This is a genomic window from Bradyrhizobium sp. UFLA05-89 (genome assembly GCF_059803475.1).
The window spans coordinates 1-16194 of record NZ_JBANBA010000147.1; the positions used below are offsets into that span (position 1 = coordinate 1).

Here is a 16194-nt window from a genome sequence, read left to right on the forward strand (position 1 = left end):
TCAACCGACATCATGAACCCGAGGGTGGGGGCAGTTCTTCATGACGCAAAGGGGGCAGTTCCGGATGGCGTTTGACAACCAGCGTAGACTCCAGCAGAATGGCGACTTGGACACATGGCGCGCGCTCCATGAGAGGACGCCCTGAGTAGATGCGCGGCGCGCCAGCGACGTTGACTAGACGCGCCTCTCGCCCCCGGGGGCGGTGAAGATGGCGACGCTGTCACCGCGTGCTTACAATGGCAACGGAAACTGTGAGAACGCTCCCGGCCACCTCAAAGGCCTATTGCGGGCGCAGGACTGCCCGTTCTTGCAGTCGGGTATGGCGTATATTGGCTAGTCAAGCGTCGTCGCCGAACCGGATAGCGCCAACCCTTATTTTTTCATCGCATTTGGGCGAGAGCGCCTATCGGCGCATCTGGTCTTCCTCACTCGTGCCCCGTTCCCGGCGTTCCAATTGGCTGTCCATTCGGCGCGTGACCGACCCCAACGTTTCTCTCGGCCTGTGCCGCCGCAGGCGATTTGTTTGGCGTAGGCGGTTGAACGTTGGGATTGTTCAGTTGGGTGTTGGTGCTCCGGTTTGAGCCAGTTGTGACATCCTGCGTCCCCGTGCCGGAAGGGGCCGAGGGACCTGAGTTGGCACTGCTAGAATTTGCTCCCGTTCCAGCGCCTGCGGTAGCGGCAGCAGATGAGCCTGCGCTGCTCCCGCCTGCGCCACCGCTCTGAGCAAATGCGGGTGGGCCACAGACGGCGATGCAGCTTAGCAAGATAATCATTCTATTGGACGCCATGAAAACTCTCCATTTCCATCGCGCTCCAAACGAGCGCAGAGAGCGTCCGTTCCTTTATGAGCGAGCCCGCGTTGAGCTGGCGTCCTTGGGAAGGCCATGAATGCGCTTCCAGGATAGCACCCAAATGCCAACAGCTATCGCGGCTTTGGCAAGAGCATACAGCCAAGCGGTCTCGAACAATGCCAAGGCGGCAAAGAACACCGCTTTAATGATCATTGCCCATGGCGAATGCTTGGCTCGATGCGCCCAATCGAATGTGCGAGCGTTCCTGCCTCCGTCTCTTCCTCACCTTCTGCTCCGCCTTAAGCACTCGGTTCCGCAGTTCCTCTAATTCCGCCATTTGATGAGCAAGACTTTCAAGATGCTGACGAAGGACATCGTCAACAGCGCGACCGCAAGCACGCATGGCAAGCCACCCACTTGTTGTTCATTTTTGGAGGACTTGGACCCCTATTGGACCACCGGGAAAATCTGGCAGATGCAGCGGCGGCGCGCACTAACATGTGGCAAGATGCGGGGCAACGCCGATGCTCAATCCTCCAAGGCGCCGACCAGAGGGGGGCGTGGAACGGCGGTCTGGCGGTGGATCGTGTGGATGTGCTCGTCGAGCGTCGGGTTCGTGATTAACTCGCCGCAGAAGCAGCGCGCAATCCCTTCTGGACGCTGTGTCGGCAGCGGAAGTGCTAGCCGGTGCATCCGGTCCTTCCAAGCGGTCCAGTCACGGTTGCGGCGCCACATCTCGAAGTCGGCCTCCGTGCGCGTGGCGGCCAGCTCCTGCCACGCTGCTTGGAAACTCGTACGGGCTTCGTCGAACGTCTCGGCAATGCCGCTGCCGTGCTCACCGGGATCTGTGCCGGGATGGAAACCGCAAGACCAACTCCACTGCGGGGCCGAGTTCGGGACACCGGCGCGGCGACCTATAACACCGACACTGACATCGCCGAAGAATATCAGCCATGTCTCGCGATGTGGATCATCCTTGCTGCGGCGGCGGGTGAGAGCGGGCATGCGGCGATCAAAGCGGTGCACGACCTCGCTGGCAAATTATCAATCCCTCGTGGATCAGATCATCGCGCGACCACCGTCAGCCGTGGCTGTGAACAGGTATATACTCCAGAGTGTCTGCTGTTTGCGCGAACCCCGGGTGGAGGTCCCCAAAAAAGCTTGGTGGCTCACGTCTGCTTAGCCCTCAAAGCGGTACAGCGATGCCGAGCGCCGGGAAAGCGACAATCCACCCGGCAGGGAGACGCGCTTTATCGAGATCGACATGAAGCTGAATGTCGTTCTGTTGCGGCAGCCGTGGCACGCCGTGTCCGTGCTCGATCGGCACCAGATGCCGTGCTACATGGCTACATGGAACGCCTCGCCGCCGGTTGTGAGTGGCCGCGAAGTCAGGCGTTGCGCCGCGCGCTGCTGTCCGGGGCAGGACACTCTTGAGCGGCCGCGGCCCCATTTTGGTATTCTGGCGACATGATATTGGAATCCGTCATCACCTGTCCGAATTGCGGGTACGACTCCACCGAAGCTATGCCGACTGACGCTTGTCAGTTCTACTATGACTGCAAGGGCTGTGGCACCCGGCTGAAGCCCAAGGCGGGCGACTGCTGCGTGTTTTGCTCTTACGGGACCGTTCCGTGCCCGCACATTCAGCAAGACAAGAACTGCTGTTAGGTTGCGGAAAACTTTGCGAGCCGCCCTCTGCGCCCGGTTGTCTCCGCCGGGCTTGACCCAGATCAAACCACCGACAACAGATCGACGCGGCCATCGCGGCCGGTAATCTGGTCGAGGACGAGGCCGAGTCGCGCTGATCGACGCACGTTGGCGGGAGTAATATTCCTAAAGAAAATATTAACCACACACTTTGTAATTTACCCTTACCGGCTGGGGCAGCATCGACAGGGAGAGTCGATCATGCCGGGATTCGAGATCGCTTGGAATCGCCGTCGCCTCGGAGCGCGTCATCTCAAGGAGCGCGCGCCATGGGTCCAAGACGCCATCCTGCTGGAGCGTGTGCTGGTCGAAGGCCGACAACTGCTCAAGATCGTCTGCCGCGTCGCCGCCGTGATCGAAGACCGGCTGAACGATCCCGCCGAGCGTGACCGCTTCTGGCACGCTGCCCGCGCGCGGCTCGGCAAGGCCCATCGCCTTTCACCGCGCGACCGCGACGAGATCGAGGCCTTGATCGCGCAGCGCATAGCGATGCCGGTCGCCGCGAGCCAAGCCGCCGAGTGATCGCTGCCTTCCGAGAGCTAGTTGTTCAGCTCCGTCTCCGCCCGTTTCAACAGCTCGCGGGCTTCCTTGAGCGTCTGTTCGAGCTGCTTGATCGCGCGCGGATCGTCATAGTCCTCGGCGGCGACACGGGCATGCTCCAGCGAAGCAACGAACTTCCTCAACTCCTCGATCAATTGCTCGCGTAGTACCACCGTCATGATGCGGCTTCGCTGCTCGGCCCCAGCGAGGCCAGTAGGAGCATCGTCGCCGTGTCGTGCGTTGATTTGCATCAATGGGCGTTTGTCGGGCAGCCCGCGTGTCCTCGCTAGCCGTGCGGGCCTTTTGAGCACCATACATAGCAAAGCAGGAGCGCGGCTCTTAGTTATGGTTGTTCGGGGCTCCTAGGTGCCACGCTTGGAAGCGCGCGGGTCGGGCGTTTATCATTGGGTTTCTTGACAGGGGCGGCAATCAATCCTTCTCGGATAGCCTGTTTCCGAGCCAGCTTGCGAGCACGGCGAATGGCTTCGGACTTTTCGCGTACCGCTTTTTCTGAGGGCTTCTCATAGAACCTCGCCCGCTTCATTTCTCTGAACACGCCTTCGCGTTGCAATTTCTTTTTCAGAACTCGAAGCGCCTGCTCGACATTATTGTCCCGAACCAAGACTTGCATTCGTCAGAACTCCTATATTGACTGCATCCTCTTGAAGAGGCGCAGCCCATTCGATTTGGCAATTTCTGCTAGAGATCGATCCTCAGCGACGTGATCACACCCGAAGGTTTTCTGCGCTGCTCCTGCGCGCTTCCTATCGACTTGGATCTCGTAAGAACACTTTTGCCCCTCAGCCAAGCCCGATAGGCCAGCGCACTCGACTGCGCTGATATGCACGAAAACGTCTCGGCCGCCGTCATCCGGCGCGATGAAGCCCAACCCCTTTAATCGTTGAACCACTTCACCGAGGCGGCGTCAATCCACTGTGAAGCCAGCCTATAGTTTCGGAATTGAGCGGGTCTGCGGGAGCTTGCGCCTCGTACATCGCTCGGCATCTGGTGCACTTCAAAGTCCGGTGCTCGAAACCCGGTTTTCCCGCTACAACCCGCAGAACATCCATTTTGGCGTTGCACATCGGACAAGAAGGCCGCAGCGTCTCGCGAGGCGACAGCTTGTTCGTAAGTTGAGCGTCGGGCATGAGGCTCTCCCTTTTTGCGAGGCGGGCTCACCGATCGATGCGCCTGAATACGACGGTGATCATCGCGTGGCAGAACTCGGTCGATGAATTCGACCCGGAGCCGGAGTGTGCGCGCCACCGGGTTTCGACTTAGCAGGACCTAAGACCGTGGACGCTGGCGTCACTACGCCACGAGGTGCGGCGCGTGGCGACACAATTCGCCAACGTCAGCCGTGACTTTCTCAAGATCGTAAGGCTTCTCCCATCGCCGCACATGCTGGAAGCGGTCAGGGATGTTCTCGGCACCGTAGCCAGTCGTGAAAATGAAGGGCTTTCCGACACGCATGAGTTCGTCCGCGACCGGAACGGCCGAACATCCGCGCAGATTGAGATCGAGCACGGCGACATCGAAACCATCGTGCCCGACAGCCATCGCGTCGGCGAGTTCGGTAACCGGTCCGATCACATGAGCGTCGAGCGCCCGGAGAGCGTTCGCGAGGTCGTCTCCGATAAGATACTCGTCCTCGACAATTAGAACTCGGCAGTCCTTCAAGAAAGGCTCGTTGTGGTGGGCCATCTGTTCCACCTCGCGTCGTCTGCCTTATTGAGACAAACGCCAATCCACGAAAGCGTTCCCTTTTGCGGTTCCAAGTTCCGCGACGCAGCTAGTAGGCGCCGATGGCTGAGAGACCCGACCGTGCGCCCGCTTATTGCGAGAGCCTCGGATGGATCGGTCCCGGCAACTTCAGCATCTTGAACAAGCCGAGCGCAACGTGTTGCGTGGCGAGCACAACGTTTCCGACCAAGAGCAGCGTATCGAGAACCTTCAACATCATGGGCACGACAACCTTGGCCCGCGCACTCTTGGAGCCCCCATGAAGGTGGAGACCCGCGGGTCTCGTTGCCCTAGGGATCGGCGGCGAGCGCGCGGCCTCGGCGCTTCAGCCCACATCATCCCGCTCGGTCTCTTCGTCTATCAAGGCGTTAAGACCGCGATAAACGCGAAATGATTTATGGGCCATTGCGGGCGGAAGCACCACCGGATTCGTTAGGCGCCTTGCCTTGCAAGTGTTTCAATGCGAGGCGCGCATGATGCTCGGCCTTCTTGTTGCCGGTCTTCGCAATTTCCTCGATCGCCCAGACAAACGACTGAATTGCGCTCTTCGAGTTGGCCGTCATAAAAGGAAAAATCCGCGCGCTCGCAAATTGTTCCCGACGGAAGAGCCGTGGTCAAGTCTCGCTATCGAAAGCAGAGGCGGCAAGGTGACTGATGCCGTCGCGCGGAGGCGCCGTCCCACATGCAACCGCAACCAGTGATTTTCGCCACAACACTGGTCGCGAGAGGATGCGTTCATGAACAGGGTTCACGCCCTTGCCGATCACGCTTGGCCGCGTGACGCCTGCGGCGTCTCCGCCACGCCGGATGAAGCACGGCGGCTGATCATCGATCGACATCCAGCAACAGGCCGCCAAGGCCCTCGGCATGCGCCACCCGCGAATATTGCCGACGAGGGGCCAATGACGATCGGACAGCAGCAGATCATACGCTAGCCTTCGGGGCTCGGCGTCGCGCTCTATCCCCGTCCTGCTTCCATTGACCGAGCAGCGCGCATGCCTCACTTCTCTCCGCGTCGCTTGGCTGGCTGTCGGGATGCAAGCATTTCATGAGCTTGCCGTAAGTCGCGAACGTCATGAAACGTTTCCGGCGACTTTCCCCCTCATACCATTTAGTCATTTCTTGCAGCGCGAGGCGCAGGTTGCGGTTCGCCTCCATGAGGCGGGCCACCTCGTCGCGATCAATCGGCGGCGGTGGGGGCTTGGCCGCCATGGCCTTGGTTGCTGCATGCTGTTTGCGCTCATCAGCAAGCGCAATCTTCAATGTCGCGTTCTCTTGCTGAAGGGCGGCAATCTCGATTTCCCTTCGCGCCTCGGCCAATTGCTTGGACTGTTCGGCAACGACGTTACGCAGTCGTTCGATTTCCTCCTTCCGTTTGGTGCGCCATCGCGCCTGTCGCTCGGGATCGTTGAGACCCATGACGATCTCCTTCCGTTACGTAACGAGCTATCATCGTCACGTCGGCGCGAGCGTCAATTGAAAATCACCGGCGCCGATCGGCACCGGCCTCGGCACCTTGCTCACCAGCGCTCGCGTGATCTCGGCGGATCTGAGAGGCGATGAACATTGCCGACGCCCGGGGTGAGGCGTGAGAAGCGGTCACGCTCGGCGGGATCGTTCAGCCACGAAAGCGACGTGGCACGCGATATTGAGCTGCGGTCGGACTTCGAGCAGCACAGACGGCAACGGCACTAGCGAAAATGCGCTTTTCGCCAGAGAAAATAGGGAACCAGTTGTCGGACGCTGACTTTCTCGGCATGGACGCATCCAAGCCCACCTGTCCTCCTTGCACCCGCTGCGGCAAGCAACCGCGCTTCGCCAGACATCTTGGAGCCGAAGCTCGGCCGCACGTACCACATGTTCCTGTGCGAGTGCGGGGAGAAATATTTTGTGTCTGAAAACGAGTATGGCTGTCTTATTGCGGGCCGCGTGCCCGTCGCCGGAATGACCACCTACCCGGAGAAAATCACCTTCGGCGAGATGCGCGGCTCCGGCACGCGCGACATCATAATTTGTTGCCGCGACAACCGCTGTGGCCAGCGCGCCGAGATCAGCGCGGACGGCTTTCCCAGCCATGTGCGGCTCTCAGAGATCGAGCCGAAGTTGACCTGCACGCGGTGTGGCAAGACGCGCGTGGAAATACGGCCAAAGTACTCGAAGCTGCGCATGGGAGCGAACTAGGCGCCTATTTTGTCCAGCTGGTCTTCGCTAATGTGCGCGGCATGAGCAAACTGCCGCTGAGCCCGCGCGAGAAGCAACTCTAAGGTGCTTCGCCGCTGGGAAGACTGATGCTCAGATCGCCAAGCGACTTGGGGACCGCCGCGCAAGTCGGACAGCAGCACGCGGTTGCTCGCCAAGCTGGGCGTCAGCGCACCAGCCGAGATCGCGGACGCGGCCGAGCGATTGGCAAGCTGGAGAACCTACAAAGGTGTGACGTAGGCATCGGGATTTCGATCCGCGCCGGTCGTTTGGGTTCTGCCGAAAACGCGGGGTGCGCGGGCCAACGTGGTCCAACGCGGCACTCACGCCGCTGAACAAGAAGGCCACAATCCTGCCTATGTACTCTTTGCGCGTCAGTGCATGGAGCAGATGCGGCGCGGTGGCAAGCTTTGAAGCTCCGCGTTCGCCGCCTCGAAGCTGCGAAACTGGCCCAAGGTACACTTTCTGACGCCTCAGCCTGTGCTTTATTGGCATCGCGCACCTTGCCGGTTCCGAGCCCCCTATCGGCGGACGTGCGTATGGCCCCGGCGCAGCCCACACAACTGCGCCGGGGCCCCCACGGTGGGTCTCGATGGACGCTAAGCAGGAACGTCAGCGCGGTTGGAATTGGGGCGGCGATGGCCGAGCACGCTTCCGCCCATGACCTTGCTACAATGGTGGGCGGGCGGCTAGGCTGCCGAGTGTCGTGGGTTTGGATAGGTCCGCTGGCAGCCAAAGCGCGCTGCCAAATAGGCGGAAACCGGGCGGTCGCGCGTCCCCACTCAAGAGTCGTTTCGCAGGACCCGCCAAAACCTTACTATACGCTTCCAGAGCGGCAGGGAGGGAGGATCGTCTTGGCGGTCAGGAACGATTGAGGGCGCGCCGCCGTCCAATTCGGCAAACCGCTCGACCAACCCTTGCAGTTGCGACGGTACCGGCGTGACCTCATCCGCGAGGGCGCTGCGAAGTTGCTCGCCAATCTCGTTGCAGATCGCCCGGCGATGCTCCGGCTCTAAGCCGGGGGATGGACCATGGGCGTGGGTCGGAGGGGTGTCCGCCATGACTGCCACCGTTGGCCTCGATGTTCACAGCCTCTTTGCGGTGCACGGCTCGCTGCCGCCGCCGTAGTAACGCGCAAGGTACCGATCTTGATCCGTGGGGCAGATACGGCTGCTCAAAGCAAACGTAGTTTAACGGCCGTGAGCGGGTTCTTGTGATAGGATATGCCCTTTCTCATCATGGGCTTCGAAGGGGGGTGAGGAAATGTCGATCTACCTACAATTACAAACCCACGACATGGAGCGTAAAGAAGTTAGCCGCATCACGGCAGCTTACGAGCAAGCGCTCCATACTCTCTGCGTCAAGGATCGGGACGACCCGCTAACGGAAATGCTTGCGCACAAGATCATCCAGATCGCCCAAAGCGGTGTCCAGCACCCGGCGGAAATTGCGGCTCTAGCGATCAAGGAACTTGAAATGCGGTAAGGCGGCCATCGCGTACTTGCATTGATAAGAGCGACCTTGGAGAGCCCGGCCTTCAATTGGTGACCCGGCTTTGTACTGCATCCCAGCAACGTTAAGCTGACCAGCAGCGTCGGCGGCACCGCAATCTGCTTGCATGATGCGCCCCCGAACGCCAAAGCTCGCTTGGTGTGCGCAGGAAGTCGTCGAGCCGTCCACGAGATCAACCATCAGCGCCAGCGCCCCGATCGCCGCCTCCCATTCCGGCGCGTCATGCCGGTGCTCCCAGAGGTTGGCGATAAGCGTGACGGCATCGTCTAGCTTGTACAGCTCTTCCAATCCGGTGGCATATCCGCCCTTTGTGCGCCCGATTTTGAACGAACGCGCCGGGTTGCCTCGCACGCGGAATTGGAGAGGAGGAGATCATCGTGACGAGGATAGCAAAGCTTATTGCAGTAGCCGCCATACCGGCATGGCTGATCGCAGGGTCCGGCCCACTGCTCGCTGGCGGCGGTGGCGGTGGCGACGGCGGTGCTGGCGGAGGCGGCGGATGAGCTGGTGGCGGAGCCGGAGCTGGCGTTGGCGCATCCGTGTTGGAGCCGGACATGGCGGGGCGAGCGGCGTTGGGCACGGCGGTACCGGGCATGGCGCTTCGGTATCGGGCGCGACTCCAGGGCACACGATGCAATCGGCGTTTTCAAACCCGCACTCGCGCGGCGGGCACCACGGCGCGTCCGGCTTCAGCCCGGGACACACGATGCAAGCGGCGGTTCCGAACCCACATGAACACGGCGCGTCTAGCTTCGCCCCGGGTCGTCAATAGCTCTGTCGCGGAAGGCCCCGCCCACGGCGGGGCCTTTTGCTGGTCTCTGAGAGTGCGTTCCGCAGGTCCAGTAGAGGTGATGGGAAGCCGCCGCGGTCTCAGCCCTGCGACGGCTTTTTCTTCGCAATCGGCGGCGGAGATGACGATCACTAATGAAGTGCGAGGATGGCGACTTGGTTGGTCGTGATGCTGCAGACTTCGTGGCGCGATCTCTGTTGAGAGTCGTCCAGATGCCATTTCTCCGGGCCTCAATTCAGCCCCTCATGATAATTATCGACGCGGCTCCTCATGTTTTGGCAGCAAACTGAACCCAATGCCGGTGACGAGATAGACAGCATCGTCCTCATCCACGAGTACGTCGCCGATCGTCATGGTTGTGTGCTGTAGTCCTTTGCTCTGAAGCAAATCGAGACCTTCACCATTCGGTGACCAGTTCTCCGCTCGCATGCGAGACAATGCATTTTCCTGACTATCGGCTTCGATATTCTTCAAGTGAACATGAGTAGCCGAAAGGTTATTTGGATTGGGCGAGCTACCAACGACATCGCGAAGAAACGATGGCTTCATAAACCAGATTTGATACTTCATCATATGCCCCTTTTTATAGCTTGCTTCGTTCGCGCGCATAAGGCGGAGGGATCTCGAAAACCGAGCATCCGCTTATTCCAAGCCTTGCAGACGAGCCGGTCGGCTTGCTTGCGCGCTTCCGCCGCCCCCTCTGCCGCTGCCCGGACCGAGCCGCCGTAAATGGTCTCGCGTGATTTCGTTCCATGCGCACAGCCTCGCCGGGCGGCGCGGGACCGGCGAGGCTAAGGATTGCCGAGGGCTCGCCGGACGCAATGAGCTATTACGCAGTGCGCTTGCCTGCCCGCCCGCTACCTACTGCCGCTTGTCCGTTGCGCCGAAGGGCGCAATCCACGCTCGTTGCCACTGCTCCGCTAGCTTCATCCACACTTCGACTGGGTTCGCTGCTGTAGCTGGACCTGTTGTGAGACCCGGCAAAGATGTGAGTTTTGACAGCATCGCCGATGGTGACGCGGTCATCGGGTTCGGCAATTTGAGCTGCTCTTCCCAAACGTCCATCATTTGGTCCATCGTCTTAACTTGGATTTCGGCGACGCTTTTCAATTGTGTGCGGGCGGCATCGACGATCTGCGTTGGCCACCCAAGTGTCTTCGCGGCCACCGCCATCTGGTCGAGGACGCGCTCGCCATTTTTCTGGTTCGTGTCGGCAATCTCGTTTCGCCAAGTGGCCAATGCCTTCAAGGCTGCGTTCGCGCCTTCTTGAGCCTCTTTGGTGAGCCCGGAGGCGGCCACAGGATCGAAGGCGCGAGGTTTGGTCTCAAAGAAGCTCACAGACATGACCTGTTCTCCTTGATCGACTTCCCACCCTGCCGAACGCTTTTACGAGGCACCCCGAAAGCGCTTGATGCAGATCAAGGGAATGCCGGGCGAACGGGGTTGAGCGGCGGTCGGGGATGTCTGCTATTCCGCCGCCGTTAGCGGGATAACAGACACGCGGCGAAGCGATTGAAAATGGTGCGAATGGCCCGAAGGCGACATCGGCATTCAGGCCCAAGGGGTCAATCATCGATAAGCTCTGCATCGAGTGAGAGGGTCTCGGGAACAGACAATCCGAGCTCGTCAGCCGCCTTCGAATTGATAGCGAGGTTAAACTTCGTGGCAAATTGAACCGGGAGTTCGCCTGGCCTCGTACCTCGCAGTATTCGATCCACATAACCCGCGCCATCCCGGAATTGTGCAGTCAAGTCTGGTCCATAAGACATGAGCCCACCACGCATCACATAGTTCTTGACGGCGAATATGGCCGGTACCCTGTGTTTCGCGGCGGCGCTAATGATCTTTGCGCTGTTTGAAGAGACAAATCCTCCGTCAGGGAGAATGATGAGGCCCGCATTCCCGCTTGCACCAGTGCTCAAAATTGCGGGTTCGATCTGATCAGCGGCGCGCACAGGAACAGCTTTTACCGAAACGAAGAGCTTGCTTGCCATTTCGATTGCAGCCTGAATATAAAAGGCTGCATAAGGCGAAGTCTCTGGATTGAACAACACGCTCACCTCATTGAGGTGCGGGGCAAGCCGTTTCAGCAGACTTAGCCATTTGCCGCTAAAGGAATGTTCGTAGAGAGCGAAGCCGGTGATGTTACCGGATGGCCGAGCCACACTCGAAACAAGGCCGGTAGCTACCGGATCAGACAGCCCGACGAAAACGATCGGTATGGCTTGCGTTGATCGCTGCAACACTCGAGCAGCCGTCGTATTCGTAACCAAAATAACTTTAGGCTCTAAGGCTATAAGCTCGCGCGCGCACACTTCTTGGTTCGCAAGCACTGGACCGGGCCAGCGCACCTCCAGCCGAAAATTCTGGTTTTCAATCCATCCCAGTCCAGAAAGGGCCTCGCGGAATGCGCGAACGCGCCTTTCTGCATCAGTGTCCGATGCAGCATTGCCTGTCAAAACTGCGACGACGGGCAACCTCTCTTCCGCTGCTGAAGCAGGGAAAAATACCATGGCGCTGCCAAAGAGCGGCAGAAAATGGCGCCGCGTGAGCGTCATGTCCGTCCTCAAGTCGGGAAGTCCACGTTTCGTAAACTTGCAAGACAATATGTCCGCATCGCGGAGGCCGACCAGCCGGGAAGCGAGCGTTCTGATGAACTTCATTGCCCTGCGCTCAGAGAGCCACATTGTCCCTAGGGACAATGACCCTAGAGGAAGTCATTGAGAGATCGGCATAACGAGCTGCTCGAACCCAATCGTTGGTCTGAATGAGTTCACTTACAAAATGGGAACTGAAATCTACGGCGAAAAGCAGCCTGCAGAGTACGTTATCAGGTCAAAAGAGGGGCTGTACGAAGCTAAAAGTTGCTCCCCGGTGGTCGCCCCCAGATCGGTGCGCTTCACTTGGTCGGCGACATTTTTTGGCTGGAGGACGGCGCGACGCATCGATTTACGACAGAAGACCGACCCGCCGTTGATGGTTTCGCATGATTTCGGCCCCATGCCGGCAAGATGCGCCGGCCGGCGCGGGACAGGCAGGCCGCTACAGATTGCGGTGGAAAAACCGCGACGGGCACAAGGGGAGTGAGCGGTCGCGGCTGTAGGCAACGCAATGCGGAAAGGCGTTTGGCTTGACCCAGATCAAACTAATTCGTCTCTGGCGAAGTCTGGTTTGGAGGACCGCTTATGAAGCAACCGTAGCAGCGTATGAGGTTGGGCTATCTAACTGGAGGATAGAGATCGACATGGTCGAATTTGAACTCCTTCGGGACCAAGGCGTCCTCATTGTGTCCCCCAACGGGCCGCTCTCAGGAGCCGATTTTGCAAGGCTCGCGCAAGAGATCGATCCATTCATCGCGTCGAATGGGAAACTGAACGGCCTTATGGTCTGTGTGAAAGATTTTCCCGGATGGGACGGCTTCGGCGCACTTATATCGCATCTCGGGTTCGTCCGGGATCATCAACGCAAGATCGACCGCATAGCGGCTGTGACCGATAGCGAGGCCCTTAAGGCCATGACACATGTCTCCAACTACGTTGTGTCGCCTCAGGTCCGACAGTTTCCTTCCGATCAGAGGACGGAGGCGCTGGCGTGGCTGGAAACTGGGCGATGATCCCTATCAGAGCCGTCATCGCGGCTTGATTGATCGCAATCCACGGCGTCATTGGCGATCCGGCCAAGTACGGTTGAGAGATGAGGTGACGCTGGCAATAGCCACGGAACCTTAGGCGAGTGGCGGCTCGTCGTTCTTGTCAGCCATCCGCTGGCAGCGAGCGGCGATCTCGGTGCGGACATCAAACACCGCCAGCTCGATGCGCCGCCTCGTCGCAAGATCACCATGCGGCGCACACCTTCCCGGCCGGTTCCCCAATGCGCTCAGTACCACGCCAGCGAACTCGTCAATCACGGCATCGTAAACCTCTTTCGGGACGAGCTCGCGTTGCATCTCGGCAATGCGCAGCCGCAACAGGGCCGCCTTCGCGGCACATGCTCGATATCGGCCGATTGGCGCGGCGATTGCCGCCGCTGGCGCCTGAGGAAGCGAACGTACGCCACACGGGACGCATCGAGATCGAACTTGCCGTCGGGCAGCTGCTGGAACACCTGCTCATCGGCCAGAACTGTCAGGTCGAGATGGAGCGCCAGTCCCGCAGCGCCGACGTTTGCTGGCTTTTGGGATCGTGGGCGGGAGGCGACGGGCAGGCGATCATTGCCGACGGTCTCGGTCATCGTGTTCGCTCCTGTTGCGTCGCGGTAGGATGCTCCGCTTGCAGCGTCGGCGTGAAGGCGGATTGCAGTGCGTGTCTCCGTTCCCCTTTTCGATGGATCAAGGTCAAGAACCGGAAGCATCTGCGAGAGCGGTGATGGAGTAGTCGTTCACGTAGATGAGCGTGAGGATTGTTTGATCCAAGTCAAGGCCGCGAAGCTCCCGCACGCGAGGCTTCGGACAGACCCGTGGCTCGGTGCGATGTGCGGTGTCCGCGGTGTTCCGCTCTCGAAAGAAGGAGAACGCTAATGTTGCGTCGAATTCTCATCGCTTCGGCAGCCGCAGCCACACTGCTGGTCACCTTCACTCCCGACGACGCATTCGCCCGCGGCGGTCGCGGCGGCGGCATGCGCGCCGGAGGTTTCCACGGCGGTGCCGTGCGAGCAGGAGGCTACCGCGGGGGCGCGGTCGCGGCTCGCGGATACCGGGGCGGCGCTGTCGCTGTGCGCGGCGGGCGCTACGGCTATCGGGGTGCGTATGCAGGGGCATATCGCGGCTACCGCTACGGGGTCGGTGCGGCGGCAGTGGGTGCGGCTGCGGTCGGCGCGGCCGCGGCGGGGACCTACTACCGGGGCGGCTGCGGCTACGACGCGTACGGCAACTATGTTTGCCCCGGCGGGTACTATCCGTACTGAGCGGCGCGACGCCGTTTAATTGCTATGGGGGCATGGCGGACACGCCCCCATCGCGATCAATGAGAACGCGTCCTCGGCAGACTGTTGCCAAACCCGCAACTGCAACCACGAATTTTCTCGCGGCAGATATTCTCAATAGGGGCGTCGCGCGTACCCCGCGTTTTCTGCGCGCCCCAGAGGACCCCAAAGGTGCTGTAACGGCCGGTGCTTACGTTACGCCTCGATAGGTTCTCCAGCTTGCCAGTCGCTCGGCCACATCGGCGATCTCGTTCGGCGCCCCGATCTTTAGTTTTCCAAGCAGGCGGGTACGCTGTTCGGCGACTTGCTCTGCTGTACCACCAATATGCCTGGCGATCTGAGCATCCGTTTTGCCGGCGGCCAAGCGCCTCAGGAGCTGCTTCTCGCGTGGACTGAGCGGCAGGTTGGTCATGGCAGTTTCTTGGACCTCGACAAGCGCAGACTCTTCTATCGCTGTTTTCGCGCGCAATCGTTTCCGATCGACGGCGACGCGGTGATCGCCCGCCACGACGGGATGTCGGACTTTTGCGCGCGGGGAGGGCTTCTCGAAGCAAGACTGGGGCCGCCTCTCACTGCAAGCGCATGAACCTATGCGTGAGCGTTGATTTGGATCAATACTGCCAACGGTCTGAGTGGAGGGGTATTGTGCCGACTTGGAGGACGTTCCAATGCGCACATTGGCTTTGACGCTTTTGACGATTGGTATCGCTTTAACAGTAGGGCACGCCCGGGCTCAAAGATATGATCCGGCTTTTCCCGTTTGCTTGTATGTCGTCTCTTTCGGAGCCAGCCCCTACTATAGATGCAGCTACACGACGATGGACCAATGCAGGGCGTCGGCCAACGGTCAGATGTGCATCCTCAACCCGTATTACGCTGGTGCGACGGCACAGGTGAGAGAGAACAATCGGCGCTATTCTCGCCAAGCCGGATCACGATCGCCCGCGCACGCTGTGACGAGATCGAACGCGCGACCTGAGCCACCGATAAACTACCGGACCGCACCGTACAATCAAAACCATGAACCGTATTACGGAGCTTCCCAAGGTTACGCGCCTGGCGAGAAACAACGATTTCTCGAAAGTGTGAGACGGCAGATGTAAAGTCCGACATAGTGGGTCGCTGCAGCCGGCCCGCCAATTGTCTGCAACCGTCCTGTATCGGCTCGACACTCGGGCCAGCTCGACCAGCTTGCGCGCTGCGGCGGCGTGCCATTCGGGCGCATCGTGCACCTTGGGCGGCAGAGCAGCGATGTACTCGCCGGCGTCGCGCAAGGTCAGCAGCTTGCGGTCGGCGATCTCAAAACAGCGGCCCCAGCCTCGATCGGTCATTCAGCCTAGCCCCACGCCCGTTCGGAATTAAGGGCTTGTTTTCACCAGACATGCTATTTTATTCCCAAAATCAATTGCCAGGGGAGGACCGCAATGCTTGCGGAAAAATTCTTTCTGGTTCTGGAGACGATTAAAAGTCACTCGTCCGATGAGGGTGTGAGGATTGTCAGTTCAACGCCGCAAGTCCCGGCGAAGCTGCCAACCAAGAAATAAAGCGCGAGGCAGCCTCAGTTGGCGGCCTCTGCATTCAAGACCCGGACATAGGTGCGGCTCTCGTGCAGCTCGAGCCAGCCGCGCTCGACCGCCATCTTGATGCCCGCACCGAACTCAGGGCCGGTGGCTTTCAGTGTGTAGAGGAACGGCGCGTTGATCTTCTCGATATGGATTCGGCCGTTTTGGACGGGCTCAATGCCAGCGGCGATCTCGACGAGCTTACGCGCGGCGGATTCCGGATCGGCGAAGGGGCGTTCGGCGGTGAGTTTCATGAGCGGGCCGACGTAAGTCTTAGAACGCCCGCAGCGGCAACGACAACTGCACGCCAAGCGCCCGTCCGGTGAAGCGCTCGATGAACTCCTGCACCGCCGCGGACACCTCGCGCCCTTCGTCGGCCACGCGCTGCGACAGCTCCTCGGCAACCTCTCTCGATGCGTCGCGTGACCAG

23 protein-coding genes and 2 pseudogenes are annotated in these 16194 nt (G+C 60.0%); 11 read left to right on the plus strand and 14 right to left on the minus strand.

Annotated features, from left to right (window positions below; all coding sequences use genetic code 11):
* Positions 1 to 1319: 1319 nt before the first annotated feature.
* Positions 1320 to 1796, minus strand: a complete 477-nt coding sequence (locus tag SO139_RS41460) for a hypothetical protein (RefSeq protein ID WP_449384206.1) — start codon at positions 1794 to 1796, stop codon at positions 1320 to 1322.
* 462 nt (positions 1797 to 2258) lie between these two features.
* On the opposite strand from SO139_RS41460, the gene SO139_RS41465 reads away from it, so the two are divergent.
* Positions 2259 to 2459 carry a GDCCVxC domain-containing (seleno)protein gene (locus tag SO139_RS41465; RefSeq protein ID WP_449384205.1) on the plus strand — a complete coding sequence of 67 codons (201 nt, stop codon included), beginning with the start codon at positions 2259 to 2261 and terminating at the stop codon, positions 2457 to 2459.
* Positions 2460 to 2699: 240 nt separating this feature from the next.
* A complete protein-coding gene (locus tag SO139_RS41470; RefSeq protein WP_449384204.1) occupies positions 2700 to 3020 on the plus strand; it encodes a hypothetical protein in 321 nt (106 codons plus the stop codon).
* Positions 3021 to 3037: 17 nt separating this feature from the next.
* Here SO139_RS41470 and SO139_RS41475 read toward each other — a convergent pair whose 3' ends face one another.
* The 3 genes and pseudogenes from SO139_RS41475 to SO139_RS41485 form a co-directional block, all read right to left on the minus strand.
* Positions 3038 to 3217, minus strand: a complete 180-nt coding sequence (locus SO139_RS41475; protein ID WP_449384203.1) for a hypothetical protein — start codon at positions 3215 to 3217, stop codon at positions 3038 to 3040.
* 164 nt (positions 3218 to 3381) lie between these two features.
* Entirely contained in the window at positions 3382 to 3669 is a 288-nt protein-coding gene (gene rpsU, locus SO139_RS41480) for a 30S ribosomal protein S21 (RefSeq protein WP_449384202.1), read from the minus strand.
* 94 nt (positions 3670 to 3763) lie between these two features.
* Positions 3764 to 3968 (minus strand): annotated as a pseudogene (locus SO139_RS41485) (cold-shock protein).
* Positions 3969 to 4439: 471 nt separating this feature from the next.
* Between SO139_RS41485 and SO139_RS41490 the strand changes: the two are divergent.
* Positions 4440 to 4700, plus strand: a complete 261-nt coding sequence (locus SO139_RS41490; protein ID WP_498541848.1) for a hypothetical protein — start codon at positions 4440 to 4442, stop codon at positions 4698 to 4700.
* A gap of 172 nt (positions 4701 to 4872) precedes the next feature.
* Here the strand turns inward: SO139_RS41490 and SO139_RS41495 are convergent, their stop codons facing one another.
* The 3 genes from SO139_RS41495 to SO139_RS41505 all read right to left on the minus strand — a co-directional run bounded on the left by SO139_RS41495 (position 4873) and on the right by SO139_RS41505 (position 6200).
* Complete coding sequence (locus tag SO139_RS41495) at positions 4873 to 5001, minus strand: hypothetical protein (protein ID WP_449384200.1); 129 nt, start codon at positions 4999 to 5001, stop codon at positions 4873 to 4875.
* Positions 5002 to 5176: 175 nt separating this feature from the next.
* Positions 5177 to 5344, minus strand: a complete 168-nt coding sequence (locus tag SO139_RS41500) for a hypothetical protein (RefSeq protein ID WP_449384199.1) — start codon at positions 5342 to 5344, stop codon at positions 5177 to 5179.
* Positions 5345 to 5705: 361 nt separating this feature from the next.
* Positions 5706 to 6200, minus strand: coding sequence for a hypothetical protein (locus SO139_RS41505; RefSeq protein ID WP_449384198.1), 495 nt, complete (start codon positions 6198 to 6200; stop codon positions 5706 to 5708).
* 408 nt (positions 6201 to 6608) lie between these two features.
* Between SO139_RS41505 and SO139_RS41510 the strand changes: the two genes are divergently transcribed.
* The gene (locus SO139_RS41510) at positions 6609 to 6962 is read left to right on the plus strand and encodes a hypothetical protein (protein ID WP_449384197.1); all 354 of its coding nucleotides are present in this window, start codon (positions 6609 to 6611) and stop codon (positions 6960 to 6962) included.
* Between the two features lie 1281 nt (positions 6963 to 8243).
* Positions 8244 to 8465 (plus strand): hypothetical protein, encoded by a 222-nt coding sequence (locus SO139_RS41515; protein WP_449384196.1) that lies wholly within the window; start codon positions 8244 to 8246, stop codon positions 8463 to 8465.
* Here the strand turns inward: SO139_RS41515 and SO139_RS41520 are convergent.
* Complete coding sequence (locus SO139_RS41520) at positions 8436 to 8780, minus strand: hypothetical protein (RefSeq protein ID WP_449384195.1); 345 nt, start codon at positions 8778 to 8780, stop codon at positions 8436 to 8438. The two genes, SO139_RS41515 and SO139_RS41520, sit on opposite strands and share 30 nt — an antisense overlap.
* A gap of 89 nt (positions 8781 to 8869) precedes the next feature.
* On the opposite strand from SO139_RS41520, the gene SO139_RS41525 reads away from it, so the two are divergent.
* The gene (locus tag SO139_RS41525) at positions 8870 to 8995 is read left to right on the plus strand and encodes a hypothetical protein (protein WP_449384194.1); all 126 of its coding nucleotides are present in this window, start codon (positions 8870 to 8872) and stop codon (positions 8993 to 8995) included.
* Positions 8996 to 9534: 539 nt separating this feature from the next.
* On the opposite strand, the gene SO139_RS41530 is transcribed toward SO139_RS41525, so the two are convergent.
* The 3 genes from SO139_RS41530 to SO139_RS41540 form a co-directional block, all read right to left on the minus strand.
* A complete protein-coding gene (locus SO139_RS41530; RefSeq protein ID WP_449384193.1) occupies positions 9535 to 9852 on the minus strand; it encodes a hypothetical protein in 318 nt (105 codons plus the stop codon).
* Between the two features lie 291 nt (positions 9853 to 10143).
* Positions 10144 to 10626 (minus strand): hypothetical protein, encoded by a 483-nt coding sequence (locus SO139_RS41535; RefSeq protein ID WP_449384192.1) that lies wholly within the window; start codon positions 10624 to 10626, stop codon positions 10144 to 10146.
* 221 nt (positions 10627 to 10847) lie between these two features.
* Entirely contained in the window at positions 10848 to 11840 is a 993-nt protein-coding gene (locus SO139_RS41540) for an ABC transporter substrate-binding protein (RefSeq protein ID WP_449384191.1), read from the minus strand.
* A gap of 169 nt (positions 11841 to 12009) precedes the next feature.
* On the opposite strand from SO139_RS41540, the pseudogene SO139_RS41545 reads away from it, so the two are divergent.
* Both SO139_RS41545 and SO139_RS41550 read left to right on the plus strand, forming a co-directional pair.
* A pseudogene (locus SO139_RS41545) lies at positions 12010 to 12242 on the plus strand (helix-turn-helix domain-containing protein); the annotation flags it as partial.
* Between the two features lie 284 nt (positions 12243 to 12526).
* Positions 12527 to 12895 (plus strand): SpoIIAA family protein, encoded by a 369-nt coding sequence (locus tag SO139_RS41550; protein ID WP_449384190.1) that lies wholly within the window; start codon positions 12527 to 12529, stop codon positions 12893 to 12895.
* 111 nt (positions 12896 to 13006) lie between these two features.
* Here the strand turns inward: SO139_RS41550 and SO139_RS41555 are convergent, their stop codons facing one another.
* Positions 13007 to 13249 (minus strand): hypothetical protein, encoded by a 243-nt coding sequence (locus SO139_RS41555; protein WP_449384189.1) that lies wholly within the window; start codon positions 13247 to 13249, stop codon positions 13007 to 13009.
* Positions 13250 to 13269: 20 nt separating this feature from the next.
* Between SO139_RS41555 and SO139_RS41560 the strand changes: the two genes are divergently transcribed.
* Positions 13270 to 13647, plus strand: a complete 378-nt coding sequence (locus tag SO139_RS41560; protein WP_449384188.1) for a hypothetical protein — start codon at positions 13270 to 13272, stop codon at positions 13645 to 13647.
* Between the two features lie 150 nt (positions 13648 to 13797).
* Positions 13798 to 14184 (plus strand): hypothetical protein, encoded by a 387-nt coding sequence (locus tag SO139_RS41565; protein WP_449384187.1) that lies wholly within the window; start codon positions 13798 to 13800, stop codon positions 14182 to 14184.
* A 208-nt stretch (positions 14185 to 14392) separates the two neighbouring features.
* Here the strand turns inward: SO139_RS41565 and SO139_RS41570 are convergent, their stop codons facing one another.
* Positions 14393 to 14614 (minus strand): LuxR C-terminal-related transcriptional regulator, encoded by a 222-nt coding sequence (locus SO139_RS41570; RefSeq protein ID WP_449384186.1) that lies wholly within the window; start codon positions 14612 to 14614, stop codon positions 14393 to 14395.
* Positions 14615 to 14870: 256 nt separating this feature from the next.
* On the opposite strand from SO139_RS41570, the gene SO139_RS41575 reads away from it, so the two are divergent.
* Positions 14871 to 15305 (plus strand): DUF3551 domain-containing protein, encoded by a 435-nt coding sequence (locus SO139_RS41575; protein WP_449384185.1) that lies wholly within the window; start codon positions 14871 to 14873, stop codon positions 15303 to 15305.
* A gap of 455 nt (positions 15306 to 15760) precedes the next feature.
* Here the strand turns inward: SO139_RS41575 and SO139_RS41580 are convergent, their stop codons facing one another.
* Positions 15761 to 16018: a hypothetical protein gene (locus SO139_RS41580; RefSeq protein ID WP_449384184.1), complete on the minus strand. Its 258-nt coding sequence runs from the start codon at positions 16016 to 16018 to the stop codon at positions 15761 to 15763.
* Between the last annotated feature and the right edge of the window lie 176 nt (positions 16019 to 16194).